The following is a 15,205-nucleotide window of genomic DNA, read 5'->3' as shown; positions in this document are numbered from 1 at the left end:
CGGTGACCTGAACATCAGTAATGCCGGTGCCGAGAACGCTATTCGCCCGTTTGCCCTCGGCAGAAAGGCCTGGCTCTTCGCCGATACCTCACAAGGGGCGAAAGCCAGCGCCACCTGCTATTCGCTCATAGAAACCGCCAAGGCCAATGGCCTGGAGCCCTCCGCTTATATCCACCATGTGCTGGAGCGCATTGCTGGGGCCGATACACTGGAGAAGCTTGAAGCCTTGCTGCCCTGGAATGCCGAGTTGCAGGCTTTGAAAAAAGTGGCTCAATACGATTAGGGCAAGAGGGTCGATTTAACGGCGCTTACCATTGGCCGGCAAAGTATCTACGGATCTTCAAGAGGTAATTCGCAAGCGTCCACAATTATTTGCCGACCTCATTCGCCAACTCAGGGAAGTGCCCGACGATGCGATTGTCAGGGTGGTTCGAGAAGTATCCGATGGAAATTGGTGACGGGCAGACTATAAGCCATACGGAGCTAAAGCATGATCGAACTAAAAAACAGCCAGCTGGTGTTCAGATTCCCTCAGGTCCACGCCAGGGCTGTCGGCCGGATAGATTTCATTAAAACCTTGCGGGTTCCCGATGATGGTCGAAACTACCCATTGCCTGCAGGGTTTGGTCGCTTTCACGTTGAACATCTGGAAGACCATGCGGAGCGAGTACCCGCTTACTGGCTCAAGCGCGGAGGTGCCATTTTGCCGATGTACCAGTCAGAGGCTCTATGGATAAAGCTCTCGGGTGGCTATCCCATGGCTGTCAAAATTGCCACTGGCAAGATCAACGCCGTTACCGGAGAGGCGTGGACGAACACTCTGAATGATAATCCGCAGGACTATATCGTCCTCTCTGAACAACCTTGGCTCGACGGTTATGCCGTCGAGCGTGGAACGGTGCGTCAGTTTGTGGCCAGCCAACTAGGCAAGGGCGACACGGTCGAGGAACAGGTCACCGGCAAAGCAGAGTTTGGCGGGATTCAGATTATGGCCTTTCCAATGAAGGCTCATATTTACAAAGAGCACTTTGAGCGACCTGCGGAAATCCGCGAGAATTACTTGGACATACCAGCCTTTTGTCGCTCGGCTTCAGGACGGATTGATAGCATGGGCATCGCGCCAGGCGGGCGCATCAGTCAGGAGATCTATGACGACGATTACGGCTTGGATGCCTGGGATTTATCCGCAGGTGTACGATGCTTTATCCATACAGTAAATAGCGAAAGCTGGCGAAAACTCACCGGCCAGATTATGCCAGATAAGCCAATCACAGCCAGAGAATATAACGAAGCCGGGGTTCCCTGGTTCGGCTATTATGCGGTGGACAAGACCGCATTGCCCGGCAGCAGACTTTTAAAATCCCTGAAAGGTTTGAGGCAGAAACCGAGTACGTCAGAAATTACTCAGATAGGGGAGTCCTTATCGCTGGCGCCCCGGGTTGACCTGTCAAAGCATGGTCGGGTAACCGATGGCACGTTCTGAGATTGCATATTTCGACCCATCGTGACCGGTCAAGTTCGCCGGAATACGCGCCACCTTGGCAAAGCCCCCAATGCGCGCTTTATGGACTGTTCTTTTTGTGGGAAGGCGCTGGCGAAAAAAGGACTGAATTAGCTCCCCGATTAGGTCACCATGCCCTCTATCCCGGTGGCCGCTCCCTCCTCTTTATTACCATAATAATATTGCAAGTATGCTTGTCAGGTTTTTGTCCTGGCACTCTATAATTATAAGTATAGTTGCAATAATGGCCTCGATATCTAATAATACTGCAAGTATTCTTGCAATTTATGGTGGCCGCGTATGAGCCTTACTCTCCAAATTCACTGGGACAACCAGTGGCATGATGCCGGCGTTATCGAATTCAGAGACCCTGACCAAGGTCTCAGAGGCAGCCCGACATTCTCTTATGACATGGAATACGCTCTGAACGCCCTGGAGCGTATTGGAGATTTCGACCATCAGGACTTAATCGATCGGACAGCTGTGGGAGTGAATCTGCCCTGCATTTTGGCCGGAGACTACATGAATGATGAGATTGTACCGATCCTAAGAGACATCATTCCTCAGGGCGCTGGTCGTCGGCACTGGGTTAAAAGCCTTGGATATGACCGCGATCCCGAGCATCGAATCGATTACCAGCTCTTGGCTGAGGGATGTGTAGGTCCAGTTGGCAACTTGCGAATCAAAGAAGCGGCGGAAGCGTTCGAGTCTGAAGTTGCGAGGTCAGAGGTTGTCCTATTCGACCGTGAAGAAGTGTGTACCCGGGCCGACAGCCTTATCCAGTATGCTCACAGCCTGCATGTTGCAATTGGCGGCGCAACGGGCGCTGGGGGTGACGCGCCCAAGCTTTTGTTGGTTGAAAACCATTATGGACAGTATGCGCTTGAGGGAACCATTCCTGACGAAGAGATTGCCCGCCACTGGCTGGTTAAATTTCCGAGGGGAAAGAAGACCAGCGACGATATTTGGGTACTTGAGGGGGAGGCCGCTGTTTACCAGTTCCTTGAGGAACAGGGCTTTAACTCCATCCCCGGAGCGGCGTTCGATGACATCTACGGCGATGTTGCTCTTTGGTTACCGCGTTTTGACCGAGAAGTTAGGCAAGAAGGCATCTTGCGTCATGGAATAGAGTCTGTTTACTCGATGATGGGCGTGATCGGCGATGGTGCTCGCCTGGATCACGTCAACGTGGTCCGGAAACTCCAGAACTGTGTGACCAAGCCTGAGGACAAAGATGCTCTGCTTGCAGATTATCTGGTTCGGGATGTTTTGAACACCGCAACGGGTAATCGCGACAACCACGGTCGCAACACGTCACTGATCAAGCGAGGCCATGATATTGAGTTGGCGCCGGCCTATGACATAGCCCCTATGGTGTTGGACCCTGAATCAATCGCGATGTCGACATGGTGGCCACATCACCTGCTGGACCAACGGAGGAATCCAGATTATTCGCTGATTCTGGAGGAGCTTGCTGTTAATCCCAAAGCAGCAGCGAGCATCATGGAAGGTGAGTTGCTGAAGTTGACGGACATGAAGGCTGGCTTGAAGCGGCATGGAGCTCCGGACGCAATGCTGAATCATATTGCGATCAGGATGCATGAGCCGGAATTGGTTCATGATCAGCTGAAACGCTTATTGTATCCGTGCTGAGTAATAGTGGGGAGTGTATCAAGCATGCCTAAATTGAAACGAACACCGCTAACGCCAAACGAACGGTCACTGATTCGAGAACAGACCTTTGCAGAGCTCGAAGCCGGAAAAATTCACCTGGGCCAAGCCCTTCGTCGGTTTCGCCTGAAGTTCACAGGGCTGAACCAGAAACAATTCGGAAGACTCACGGGGTTCTCTGCCACAACTATCTCTGCGATTGAGAGGGACCCAGAGTCGGGCACTGTTCGAACGATCAATAAGATTCTTCGAAAGTTTGGTATGCAACTGACAATGGGGATGATTAATCGAAGCATTGAAACTCAGCCAGTGAGTGCCTCCCCGGTTGGGAAGAAGCGACGTTTTCTTTCGCCTGAGGAGGCAAAAGAAGCCATTGACCGTGTGGTGTCTGGTACCTGATTTTCTCCAAGGGAAAGTCGTGGTCTATCCGCCTGAATGTCCGCTTTGCGACCAACGGATGTTCAACTTTGCGCGAATGCTGGCCTTGATTTTCTGGACTTTCAGCTTGTTCGCATTTGGATTGCCGGCTTACCAGGGGGCTTGGCGAAAATCCACGACACGTTTTACGGTGCTTGTGCTCGCTTTGCTTTTGTACGCCGAGGTGTCGGCATTACCGAATACTCGCCGCTCTTCGTTGTGCGGCAGTTTTCTGGAGGGCACGATCTCATGAACGTTGAGTGCAAGTCAGTAGGCCGGTTACAAGGCCCCTGAGGCTGTTCGGGCAAAACCTTAAGTTCTCTTCCCATAAAACCCCATCACTGTCTGTTTGGGTTTCGACGCTTGCTTAAAGAGCTAATGCTTGTTGCATTTTTCAGCCTCCGTCAGTGCCCAATGTGTATTTTAGAAGGCACGTCATAAGCACGAGATCCCCTGGCAATATAGATGTAGCGAAACGATACTATATTGACAATATGGTTTCGATACGACATGTTATTTCGGGCTGTAAATTGAATGGGCGTATAAATTCACTGCGAGGACAGAATGCTTACGGCGAACCGATTGAAAGAATACATCTCGGAAGGGTTGAACTGTGATCACGTTGAAGTGCAGGGCGATGACGGGCAGCACTTCCAAGCCGTGATCGTGAGCTCCGAGTTTGTCGGAAAAAACAGAATCCAGCAGCACCAATTGGTTTATCAATCACTTGGAGATCGAATGCGCTCTGAGATTCATGCGCTTGCCATGCGGACCTTCACGCCGGATGCCTGGGCGAACTTGAACCTCCCCCAGTCACCCGAAGCCGGATAATTGCGGAAGGACAGAGTCTTGCAGAACGTAACCGCGCCAGATCTTGCTGCATCATTGGCAAGAGACGAGGATAGAATGCCGTTGTTGCTGGATGTACGCGAGCCCTGGGAATTCCAGATTTGTCGCATTGATGGTTCGGTCTCCATGCCCATGAATACGGTCCCAGAAAGGCTCTCTGAGCTCGATTCGGATCGGCCAATTGTCTGCATCTGCCATCACGGTGTGCGGAGCATGGATGTCGCGCTGTTTCTGGAGAGAAAGGGCTTTTCACGGATTATTAATTTATCCGGTGGCATCCATGCGTGGGCCACACAAGTAGATGCTCAAATGCCGACCTATTGAGTCTGGTGCCTTTTCACCCCCCCCTGAGTAATTGGATGCGACAGGCTTATGAACTGGAGTTCGTTGCTGTTCTGGCGCCGGCACTGCAGCGGAAGGGCGCCAATGTAGGCATCGTTGATGCCGAGATTCTCGGCCTCAGTATTCCCGGCATGGATAATTCAAGTCACAAATCGACCGCCACTTATGGTCAGGAGAAGCACCGATGAATCATCCGTTGTCGAAGGAAACCGGTTTCGAGGTGACCAGCCTCGAGGAGCTTGCTCCGATTGCAGATTATTCGCTGATGAACAGTCTGGCCTGTGATCCGGATGCCACTCAAGATGGCTTCGACTACCAGCCACGACAGGTCTTCTCAGGGCATTATGTTCCGGTCAGGCCCACACCGATCCCGACCCCTGAATACGTTGCTCACAGTGAAAGTTTGTTCTGCGAGTTGGGCTTTGCAGACAGCCTGGCCCGGTCTGATGACTTTGTCCGGATGTTCTCCGGCGACCTCTCACTCGTGCCGGAGCCCATGAGCAAAGTCGGTTGGGCGTGTGGCTATGCGCTCTCCATCTACGGCACCGAATACATCCAGCAGTGTCCGTTTCAGACCGGCAATGGCTATGGCGACGGCCGTGCCATTTCGGTACTGGAAGCGTTTATCAACGGTCGACGCTGGGAAATGCAGCTCAAGGGCGGCGGACGGACGCCATACTGTCGAGGTGCCGACGGCCGGGCCGTTCTGCGTTCCAGCATTCGTGAATTCCTGGCGCAGGAGCACATGCATGCCCTGGGTGTGCCGACCTCCCGGTCTCTGAGTCTGTATGTGTCGAAAACGGAGTGGGTTCGGCGCCCCTGGTACTCCCAGGGTTCCCATTCCCTGGATCCGGACCAGCTCATTTCGGAGCCGGTTGCCATCTCCACGCGTGTGGCCCCGTCCTTTATTCGGGTGGGTCAGCTAGAACTTTTCGGGCGCAGGGCCCGAAAGCAGGAGCACCCCCGTGCGCATGAAGAACTCGAGCAGCTGGTACTGCACCTGATTGATCGGGAGTACAACGGCGTTATTGATCAGTCACTCGATACTCCCACAAAACTCGTGATGCTCGCGCGGGAGTTCCGCAGCCGCCTTGCCTCCCTCGTTGCGAACTGGATCCGGGTTGGTTACTGCCAGGGCAATTTCAACAGTGACAACTGCGCCGCTGGCGGCTTTACGCTGGATTACGGCCCCTTCGGCTTCTGCGAAGTGTTTGAACCCTTTTACCAGCCATGGACCGGTGGCGGGCAACACTTCTCTTTCCTGAACCAGCCCGCGGCAGCAGAACGGAACTTCAAGAGTTTCTGTTCGGCCCTGAGGCCTCTGTTGACCGCTCATGAGGACGAACTGGCTCAACTCGATGAGATTCATAGCGGTTTCCCGGCGGTGATGCAGGCGGAAATGGAAAAGATGTGGTCGGCCAAGCTGGGCCTTGAGGCGTTTGACGTCGAACTCTTCAGGGAGTTGATGATGCTGATGACGCAGACACCTGTGGATTACACAGTCTTTTTTCGCGAGCTCTCCTCAGTACCCAACGATATCGGGCCAATCGAAAAGAGCTTTTACAGACCACTGAATCAAGCCGGAGGGGATGATTCGGATGCGCTACTCAAGCGCTGGTCTGACTGGCTTGCCAAGTGGAAATCACAAATTGGAATCGAGGGGGCTGGCAACGGTTCCCGGCTCCGCGATGAACTGTCCCGAAACATGAAACTGGTGAACCCGAAATACACCATGCGCGAGTGGTGCGTGGTTCCCGCCTATCAACGAGCAGCCGATGGCGATTACCAGCCACTGAGAGCGCTGCAGGATGTATTGACTCACCCCTACGCCGAGCAATCGAATGCCGTTGAGGCGCAATACTACCGGCTGAAGCCGTCAGAGTTGTTCGATCTTGGTGGGGTTTCCCACTACAGCTGCTCGTCGTAACCAGATCCTTGAGAGCGAGAGTATTCGGAGGCAATTGTGAGCACGGTACTGCAACAGGCAAATACACTGGTTTGGGTCAGTGACAGCGCGGTGTCGAAAGTTCGAGAGTTGGCCAAGTGAAAACCATAGCCGCAGATAGCATTGAGTTCATTGGTTCTGAGATTATCGTCGACGCTGAGTTGCTTGCAGCTCTCTTCGATGTTTCCGTGTCGTTTCTCAGGAAAGCAATGGCAGCCGGCCGCATTACTACCCTGGTAGAAAGAGGGGAGGGGGAAGATTTCGGACGGACCAGGATTACGTTCCGCTATTCAGGGCAGCAGGTTTCGATGATGCGGGAGACCAACGGGCAGCTGCATGAAACGGAACCTCCCGCTCCAGACGTCCGCGCCGTCAAACCGTCGCTGATGCACTTAATCGAAGCTGGTTAATGGGGCCGGGTAGCTCTGGTTCCTTGACTAACGATGGTATCAGGTCCGGTCACACACTCGAAAACCGGCAACAGAGCTTGTCGGTTTCAAAGATATCCAGTGCAGTAGAGGATTGGCTGCAATAGCCTGAATTCGGACCACTCTGCCGGAAATGCTTGCAGTTTGAGCAAGTTCCAAAGTGGGTATCTTCCAGCCCCATCTCAGATTCTTCTGACTGCTTATTAATGGTCAGAAGCACATCGCACAGAGCTTCGCGTTTATCCTGCGATAACTGATCCAGTGTCTGAACCAAAGATCTGAGCGGATCCGAATCCAATGCTTTCATGCCTGACTGGGTAACATCGAACACAGCGCTTCTGCCATCACTCAGGCCGCGGCTTCGTTCCAGATAACCCATATTAACAAGCGTTTTTACGGTTTGTGAGGCTGTACCTCGAGTGGTCCCGTGGTAACTGGCAAACACGGAAGGCTGCCGGGAGAAACGGTTCGCATGGGCAAAAAAACGCAACGCCGCCCATTGAGCGCTCGTAAGCTCGGAGGCCGAGGACTGCACAGAGCGCCGTGCAAGGTGTACCAATAAGTCAGCAATTCGTTCTGAATTATGTGTCATAAAGAGATAGTAGCGCTTCAACATCAAATTGACAAACTGTCCTCCGGTTAATAGTATCGTTACGACATTAAAATTCTGGAAGAATTCAGATGAACGCAAAAACAAGACCTCACCTGGAAAGCAAGGGATGTGCTCAAAGCATGACAGGCATGTGTTTTGATAACAGTTACGCTCGGCTCCCTGGCGTATTTTTCAGTCGCTGCGATCCGGTTCCGGTTGCCGATCCGGAACTCGTCTTTTTCAACCGATCCCTTGCCTCAGATCTTGGACTGAATGATCCAGAGGTGATCGACGATCATGCGTTATTATCCAGTGTATTTTCAGGCAACCGACTTCCCGTGGGGGCGCAGCCGATCGCGACCGCATTCGCTGGCCATAGGTTCGGGGCTTTTGTTCCCGAAATTGGTGACCAGCGAGCTCTGCTGCTCGGCGAGGTCATCGACAGATGTCAACAAAGGAGAGATATCCAGTTGGTCGGGGTTGGGAAAACCCCGTTTTCGAGTGGCGACGATGGGCCTTGCTCTCTATCCGCAGCGGTAAGAGAAGCTGTTTTGACGGAGGCAATGAATGCGCTTGGGGTTCCCACCACGCGGGTATTAGCGTTGACCCGGACTGGAGACTCCACCCGCAGTGATAGTCCAAAGCCTGAGGTGATATTGACGAGAGTCGCGAACAGTCATATCCGTATCGGAACCTTTGAATACTTTGCCAGAAGTCAGAATAAAGAAGCTTTGGAGACTCTGGCGGATTACACAATTGCTAGACTTTGCCCTGAACTGATGGTGAAACCGGATCCCTATCTTTCACTCCTGCGTTGGGCGGTAGATAGACAGGCAAGATTGGTAGCCCACTGGGTGAGTCTTGGATTTGTACACGGTGCCATGGACACTGACAAAAACTCTTTGGCCGGAGAAACGCTGGACTACACTGAAGCTGCGTTCCTTGATGTTTACGACCCCGATAAAGTGTTTAATCCTCGCGATATTACCGGCCGCTACGCCTACAACAGTCAGGCGTTTGCTGCTCAGTGGAACCTTTCCCGACTGGCGGAGGCTCTTATTGGGCTGTTCCATGGCAGTGAATCCAAGGCATTTGCCGAAGCCTCGAAGGCAGTCAGGGAATTTCGGGCGCGCTATGAAGACTATCTGTTAAATCTGATGAGGAAACGGCTTGGCTTCGACGGAGCAATGCCCCAAGACCGCGAGTTAGTACAGGATCTTCGCCATTTGCTAGCTCGGAATAAAGTCGATTACCACTCCTTCTTTAATAAAGTGGCCGAAGATGTTGAGGGTGGCGGAATAACAGCAGCACTCTTTGGTTCGGATGCCGGGCTGTACCTCGATTGGTATCGTCGTTGGCATCTGAGATTGACGGTGACAGGCCGGGGCGTTGAGCGATGTGCAGAGGTGATAATGGCATCCAACCCGCAGGTTATTCCCCGCAATCATCTTATTGAGCGAGCAGTTGAGCGTGCTCGTAATAACGATTTCGGTGAATTTTTCCGGTTGCTGGAGTCGGTCAGGAAGCCCTTTAACTTTTCTGATGATCTCTAGTCGTTTGGTTTGGAGGGTCCTGAGCGCCGAATTCCGCTAGATCAGGCGCTGCTCGAGCACCTGGTTGCGAGGGAACAGTGTTCAGAGAGCTGGATAGAGGTTGATAGGATACGCGATCAGTTCTCAATCGGTCGGGCAGGCGTTTTGAGGCTGTCAAACTGGTAGGTCATGGCGGTGCTCTTCTGAGGTAGTTGGTCGATCTTATTGCAGAAGCGGCTGGCAATGCGTTCAGCTCGTGGTATTTTCTGTATGTTCGTTTTTTCGATTTCGATCATTTTCAGATGGCGACACAGGGTAGCCGTTATGTCCAAAGCCTTCAGCCTGTTAACTCCGAGCGAAATCCTTTTTGGCCGTGGGCATATTGCTCAACTCAATGAGCGTGCCGCAAAGTTAGGTTCCCGAGCTCTGGTGGTTCATGGCAACAATCCCGGTCGACTTTCCCGTGTGCTCGATTCCCTGACCGCCTTTGAAATTGTGCAAACACTGGCAATTGTTAATGAGCCGGACCTTCCGTCATTGCTTAAGGCGATCGATCAGGGCAAGGCGCTGGGAATTGATCTGGTGATTGGCATTGGCGGTGGCTCGGTGATGGATTCCGCCAAGGTGATGGCGGCTATGTTGCCCAGTGACAGCAGCCTGATGAGTCACCTGGAAGTGGTCGGCGACGGATTGCCATTGACCGCACGGCGGCTGCCGCTGATTCTGGTGCCCACCACCTCCGGCACAGGCGCGGAAGTAACCCGTAATGCCGTGATTGATGTGCCGGATGCCCAACGCAAAGTGAGCCTGCGTGACAGTGGCTTGTTGCCTGACCTGGCCCTGCTGGATCCGGCATTGACCGATCACTGCCCGCGCAACGTAACGCTGCACTCGGGGCTGGATGCAGTCACGCAGGTGATTGAACCGTACCTGTCGTCCCGAGCCACCGTGTTCACCGACATGCTCTGCAAGGAAGCGATTCCTCTGGGTCTTAAAGCGCTCCGACATCTGATGGCGCAGGAATCCCAAAGCGCTCGGGATGATATGGCGCGGGTCAGCCTGTTCGGCGGCCTGGCGCTGGCAAACTCGGGGCTCGGTGTGGTTCACGGCATTGCCGGCCCGCTGGGAGGGCTGTGTGGCGCGCCTCATGGGGCTATCTGCGGCGCCCTGTTGCCCGCTGGCATCGCCGTAAACCGGGAGCACTCGGACAGTGCTGAGCTGACCCATCGCATCGACCAGGTGACCGGCTGGATCGCTGAGGTGTTTGAAACTCAGCCCGATTCAGCGCTTGCCGACTTTCGCCAGTGGATTATTGACAACGGGCTTCCGGGGCTTGCGTCTCTGGGAGTGACCGAAGCACAGGTCCTAGCGACGGCGCAGGCGGCGGCCAGCTCATCCTCCATGAAAGCCAATCCGGTGGCGTTGTCAGCGCAGACGGTTGAGGCAGTGATGCGCGAGTCTTTCTGACCGATTTGCCATCAAGTAATCTATAGGCATTCCACTAGCTCAACAGGCAGTGGTGTTCGTCCTGAATGCGATCTACGAGCCGGACGTTATGGGGGGGGGGCTCCTATGGTTTTTGGCTGGGTCTAGGACAATACGATCAAGGTATATCCAATAGGCTCAGAAAACGCAGGCGCTGTTCCAGCAGATCTCTGTACTCCCTTTGCTGTAAAGGAGTCATAAACGAGCTTTCTATCACATTAGCGGCCTGTTTCTGGGTATTTCTCAGCAGGTTGGTCATCCGTTTTCTGATGGCTGATTCAAGCAAACCGGCTTTAACGCCCAACTCGAGAAAATCGCTACCTGCATAGTAGCCATTCCCCATTGATTCATAGTAGGTGGGCTGGCCTTCTTTGAAAAAACGAAGGGCCATCGGGTGCGTCTGCACATCCTCTGTGCACACGCACCAATCTTCACCACTAATCCCGCTCTTTTGATCCGGATTTCACGCATCATTTACATGCCAGCCTGTATATTTAAAGCCTTTTCAGTCCTATGGCACAGGGGTTGCAGAAGATCACGCAGAAATCTCAAATACTGCTTGGGGGATAACTGTGGAATTAAAAAGATTCAAAACTCTCTGGGGCCATGAAGGTCCTCTGACAGAAGCCATTGCACAGGTAAAAGAAGCAGGATTCTCGGGCATTGAGGCACCTGTACCGGATTCAGGGAAGGGCGCTGCGGCCTTTGGTGAGGCATTGGCCGAGAACAACCTCCTTTGGATTCAGGAAATCTGCACTGCGGGAGGTTACGTTCCGAGGCGCCACGCAACGATTGAGGAACACCTTGAAGACTTCGAAGAAAAAATACTAAGCGCCTCCGGGACTGGTTTGAAACCGCAATTCGTCAACATCATGGGCGGCTGTGACGCCTGGACAATTGAGGATTCGGTGCGCTTTTTCTCAGAGGCCCAGGACATCGCTGACAGGCACAACGTTCTCGCGAGCTTCGAAACGCACCGCGGACGCAGTTTTTTTAGCCCATGGAACACGGTGGCCATCCTCGAGAAAGTGCCGCACATCGAGGTGACCTGTGATTTCAGTCACTGGGCCGTCGTCAGCGAGCGCCTGCCGCATATCGAGTGGGACTGCATTGTGCGAACAGCTCAGCAGGCCCGCCATATTCACTCCCGCGTTGGCTACGATCAGGGGCCGCAGGTGCCACACCCGGCCGCTCCCGAATACGCTGACGCACTCGCATCCCATCAGGCCTGCTGGGAAGCAGTCTGGGAATCCCAGATGAAGCGTGGTGTGAAGGTCACAACCATGACGCCGGAGTTTGGCACGGACGGATACCTGCACATGCTGCCCTTCACCAAAGCGCCCATTGCCGATCTCTGGTCTCTGAACCGGTGGATCGGTGAAGAGGAACTTGCCCATTTCCAGCGTTGGCAGTCCTCTGCAACCAGAAAAACCAAGATCGCTTAATCCCTGAAGGAGGAGTAGGGACCATGTTTACCATCAAGCAGCATTTTCGCCATGCTGACGGAGTCTGGCCGCTGGCCCTTGTGCTGGCCTACATTCTTGTCACCTATATCGGTGGCTGGCTATTGATGGCCCAGCCCGGCTTCGTTCTGCCTTTGATCGGCGTCCTCGCCTGCGGCCATGGAATGGTGATCGCCGCATACCTGGTGCATGACTGCGGACACAACGCGCTGTTCAGGAAGACCGAGCATAACACTCGTCTGGGCAAAGCACTGAACTGGATTACGGGGGCCTGTTACGGGACTTACGAGGATTTACGCTACAAACACATGCGCCATCATGTCGATAATGCTGATCCCATTTCGTTTGACTACCGCGCGTGGCTGAAAGCTCATCCAAAAACCGAAAAGCTCGTTTTCGCTCTTGAATGGGGGTATTTCCCTGCCGTCGATATCATCATGCATGCCATGCTGGTGATTGCTCCTTTTACAAGCATTGGAAAACCCGGATTCCGGAAACGTTCATTGGCCGTTATTGCCACCCGAATACTTCTGCTTGCAGCGCTTGCCGTGTGGAGCCTGAAAGCGGTTTTGCTCTATGCGCTTGCCTACCTTTTTATGCTCACAGTGCTGCGATTCTTCGATGCCTACCAGCACAACTATGAAATTCTGGTGACCCTGAACGATCCGAACGCAACTTTCCCCCACAAGGGAGACCGAGAATACGAGGAAAATAATACGTACAGCAATCTCCTCAGCCGCCGTTGGCCGGTGTTCAATCTGCTGGTGTTGAACTTCTGCTACCACAACGCCCATCACACCAGGCCCACCACGCCCTGGTACAAGCTGCCAGCGCTGCACAAAGAACTCTACGGCGACAATTACACCCGCACAGTAGGTCTCAAAGGACAGCTCAAGAGCTACCACAGGAACCGTATTGAAGGCATCTATGCTGAAACTTACGGCCAGGTTGAGGTTCCGGCCGCCCTACGTGATGGCAAAGCCGTGCCGGTCTACGGACTCAGCTTTCTGACGGCTTTCTGAGGTTGACCCCATGACAGCAAAACTCTCGGAGCAGGTAACCGGGCAACGACTTCACAAAGCCGCGGGCACCAGCATTCCGCCAAATGGCAAGTCCGAAAAGTGGTTCGATTTCAACCAGAGTATTCCCGGAGCTCAACGACTGCTCCTCGGCGCAGTCGGCTGGTTAGCCTTCCTTGCACTTTGGCAAATCACGTCGCAAATGGATCTTGCACCGGATCGCCTTTACCCGGGGCCCGTCGCTGTTTTCAGCTCTTTGCAGGAACTGTTCCTGGAGAAGAACTTTTTCTCTGACGTCCTTGCCAGCGTTACCCGAATCGTCGTCAGCTTCGGGATTGCGGTCATGATTGCGTTACCTTTCGGGCTTCTGATGGGGTCCTTTGCGCGCGTTGACAGCGTTCTCAATCCGCTGCTGGGAGCCTGGCGTTACCTGCCGGCGCCAGCTTTCATCCCACTGCTTCTGATGTGGCTCGGAACCGGCGACAGCCAGAAAATCACGCTTTTGTTAATGGGGGTGGTTTTTTTCCTGGTCATCATGCTGGCCGATGTAACCCGGCAGACTCCCCGGGTACTCATTGAGACCGCGAAAACACTGGGTGGCGGGCGGCGCATCATTCTCTGGACAGTGCTATTCCGGAACTCGCTACCCGGTTACCTCGATACCTGCCGGCAGATGCTGGCGGTGAGCTGGACCTACCTGGTTATTGCCGAAATTGTCGCAGCTACCGACGGCATCGGCGCCATGATGATGCGGGCCAAACGGTTTGTTCACGTGGACGACATCATGGCGGGTATTGTCACCATTGGCGCCCTCGGTCTCATGTTTGACGTGTTATTCAGACTGATTTACCGAAAATGCTTTCCCTATCTTGGTCATGCGAAGTGACGCAGAACACTTTCTTCGATTCGTTTCTCAATGCAAGAGGTATCAAAAAATGAACTGGCTCAAACGTACCGTTTCTCTGGTGGTGCTCCTGCTACTCTCAAGTAGTGTGCTATCGGCTGAAAAAGTCAGACTGTCGCTGTTTTCATGGCCCGGTTATGGATTCTGGTTTATTGCTCAGGAAAAGAACCTGGCTCCCGATCTGGATTTTGAAATCACAATTATCGAAGATCCTTATGAGAGTTTTGCACTGATGTCGGCCGACGCGCTGGATATAACTTCCAGCACCGCAGAATATGCGCCAATTGCAGCCGATAAAGAGGTACCGGTAAAAATGGTTACCTACACCAACCCCTCCTATGGCACCGACAAGATCATTCTGGCGCCGGGCGTGAACAGCGCTGAGGACCTGAAGGGAAAGTCGGTTGCGGTTCTTGAAGGCGGCCTGACACAGATCTTCATGGGAATCTGGCTGGAGGAAAACGGCGTTAGTATTGATGAGGTCCAGTTCACCAACCTGATCATGGATGACGCTGTTGGCGCTCTGGTCGGCGGTGATGTGGCGGCCGCAGAATTCTGGGAACCGTTCGGCTCTCAGGCACTTGACGCGCTACCCGGTGCAACCGTTGCCGCCACTTCTGAAGAGCCCGGCTGGATCGAAACTGCGTTGCTCGGTGACGCCATGTATATGAGTGACTACTTTCTCAAGGACAAGCCGGAAGTCGCTGCCAAGGTAGTACAGGCCTATTTCGATGCCGTGGACTTCTGGAAAGCCAACCCGACGGAAGCCAACAAGATCATCGCCGAAGGTCTCAACTTCCCGGTGGCCGACGTAGAGAAAGTGCTCGGTTCCGACGGTGAAATTTACAAGGGTGGCATCTGGATCTTCGACAAGACCCAGGCTGCCAGGTACATGGGCTTGATTCCCGGCGAATTGCCTTTGGGGCTCCCCAACGGCCAGGTGACCAACAACTGGGAGACCGTGACCGATTGGTGGCTCAAGTTCGGGCTGGTTGAAGAACGCCATCCGATGGAGTCCGGCGTGGATATGACGCCACTGAAATCCACGCTCTGAAAC

17 protein-coding genes are annotated in these 15,205 nt (G+C 53.6%); 15 read left to right on the top strand and 2 right to left on the bottom strand.

Annotation, left to right across the window (positions count from 1 at the left end; genetic code table 11):
* From BM035_RS02050 to BM035_RS02010, 9 genes are all read left to right on the top strand, one after another.
* A partial coding sequence (locus tag BM035_RS02050; protein WP_139216012.1) for a transposase domain-containing protein occupies positions 1–283 on the top strand: 283 nt, incomplete at its 5' end.
* A 207-nt stretch (positions 284–490) separates the two neighbouring features.
* Positions 491–1,483, top strand: coding sequence for a hypothetical protein (locus tag BM035_RS02040; protein ID WP_092030092.1), 993 nt, complete (start codon positions 491–493; stop codon positions 1,481–1,483).
* 318 nt (positions 1,484–1,801) lie between these two features.
* Complete coding sequence (locus BM035_RS02035) at positions 1,802–3,154, top strand: HipA domain-containing protein (RefSeq protein WP_092030090.1); 1,353 nt, start codon at positions 1,802–1,804, stop codon at positions 3,152–3,154.
* 24 nt (positions 3,155–3,178) lie between these two features.
* On the top strand, positions 3,179–3,571 hold the full coding sequence (locus BM035_RS02030; RefSeq protein WP_092030088.1) for a helix-turn-helix domain-containing protein: 393 nt from the start codon (positions 3,179–3,181) through the stop codon (positions 3,569–3,571).
* A 600-nt stretch (positions 3,572–4,171) separates the two neighbouring features.
* A complete protein-coding gene (locus tag BM035_RS02025) occupies positions 4,172–4,420 on the top strand; it encodes a BolA family protein (protein WP_254775348.1) in 249 nt (82 codons plus the stop codon).
* 18 nt (positions 4,421–4,438) lie between these two features.
* Positions 4,439–4,762 (top strand): rhodanese-like domain-containing protein, encoded by a 324-nt coding sequence (locus BM035_RS02020; RefSeq protein WP_092030116.1) that lies wholly within the window; start codon positions 4,439–4,441, stop codon positions 4,760–4,762.
* Positions 4,763–4,797: 35 nt separating this feature from the next.
* A complete protein-coding gene (locus BM035_RS22260) occupies positions 4,798–4,968 on the top strand; it encodes an Mrp/NBP35 family ATP-binding protein (RefSeq protein ID WP_139216011.1) in 171 nt (56 codons plus the stop codon).
* Positions 4,965–6,707 (top strand): protein adenylyltransferase SelO, encoded by a 1,743-nt coding sequence (locus BM035_RS02015; protein ID WP_092030085.1) that lies wholly within the window; start codon positions 4,965–4,967, stop codon positions 6,705–6,707. Before BM035_RS22260 ends, BM035_RS02015 begins: the two co-directional genes overlap by 4 nt.
* 116 nt (positions 6,708–6,823) lie before the next feature.
* Positions 6,824–7,135, top strand: coding sequence for a DUF6522 family protein (locus tag BM035_RS02010; RefSeq protein ID WP_092030083.1), 312 nt, complete (start codon positions 6,824–6,826; stop codon positions 7,133–7,135).
* A gap of 49 nt (positions 7,136–7,184) precedes the next feature.
* Here BM035_RS02010 and BM035_RS02005 read toward each other — a convergent pair whose 3' ends face one another.
* Complete coding sequence (locus BM035_RS02005) at positions 7,185–7,844, bottom strand: MarR family winged helix-turn-helix transcriptional regulator (protein WP_254775347.1); 660 nt, start codon at positions 7,842–7,844, stop codon at positions 7,185–7,187.
* On the opposite strand from BM035_RS02005, the gene BM035_RS02000 reads away from it, so the two are divergent.
* Together BM035_RS02000 and BM035_RS01990 are read left to right on the top strand one after the other, a co-directional pair.
* Positions 7,835–9,298, top strand: a complete 1,464-nt coding sequence (locus BM035_RS02000) for a protein adenylyltransferase SelO (protein ID WP_092030081.1) — start codon at positions 7,835–7,837, stop codon at positions 9,296–9,298. The genes BM035_RS02005 and BM035_RS02000 overlap by 10 nt on opposite strands.
* A 303-nt stretch (positions 9,299–9,601) precedes the next feature.
* Positions 9,602–10,744 (top strand): iron-containing alcohol dehydrogenase, encoded by a 1,143-nt coding sequence (locus tag BM035_RS01990; protein ID WP_092030078.1) that lies wholly within the window; start codon positions 9,602–9,604, stop codon positions 10,742–10,744.
* A gap of 136 nt (positions 10,745–10,880) precedes the next feature.
* On the opposite strand, the gene BM035_RS01985 is transcribed toward BM035_RS01990, so the two are convergent.
* Positions 10,881–11,153: a hypothetical protein gene (locus BM035_RS01985; RefSeq protein ID WP_092030077.1), complete on the bottom strand. Its 273-nt coding sequence runs from the start codon at positions 11,151–11,153 to the stop codon at positions 10,881–10,883.
* A 181-nt stretch (positions 11,154–11,334) separates the two neighbouring features.
* Between BM035_RS01985 and BM035_RS01980 the strand changes: the two genes are divergently transcribed.
* Genes BM035_RS01980 through BM035_RS01965 form a run of 4 tightly spaced genes read left to right on the top strand, consistent with a single transcriptional unit; the run spans position 11,335 to position 15,202 of the window.
* The gene (locus tag BM035_RS01980) at positions 11,335–12,207 is read left to right on the top strand and encodes a sugar phosphate isomerase/epimerase family protein (RefSeq protein WP_175497325.1); all 873 of its coding nucleotides are present in this window, start codon (positions 11,335–11,337) and stop codon (positions 12,205–12,207) included.
* A 23-nt stretch (positions 12,208–12,230) separates the two neighbouring features.
* The gene (locus BM035_RS01975; protein WP_092030073.1) at positions 12,231–13,247 is read left to right on the top strand and encodes a fatty acid desaturase family protein; all 1,017 of its coding nucleotides are present in this window, start codon (positions 12,231–12,233) and stop codon (positions 13,245–13,247) included.
* Between the two features lie 10 nt (positions 13,248–13,257).
* On the top strand, positions 13,258–14,130 hold the full coding sequence (locus BM035_RS01970) for an ABC transporter permease (protein ID WP_254775345.1): 873 nt from the start codon (positions 13,258–13,260) through the stop codon (positions 14,128–14,130).
* Positions 14,131–14,179: 49 nt separating this feature from the next.
* Positions 14,180–15,202, top strand: a complete 1,023-nt coding sequence (locus BM035_RS01965) for an ABC transporter substrate-binding protein (RefSeq protein WP_092030071.1) — start codon at positions 14,180–14,182, stop codon at positions 15,200–15,202.
* Positions 15,203–15,205 lie beyond the last annotated feature (3 nt).

Origin of the sequence: Marinobacter sp. DSM 26671 (genome assembly GCF_900112835.1) — a bacterium.
GTDB lineage: Bacteria > Pseudomonadota > Gammaproteobacteria > Pseudomonadales > Oleiphilaceae > Marinobacter > Marinobacter flavimaris.
The sequence above is the reverse complement of the archived record's forward strand: the minus strand, read 5'-3'. Positions and strand labels throughout refer to the sequence as shown.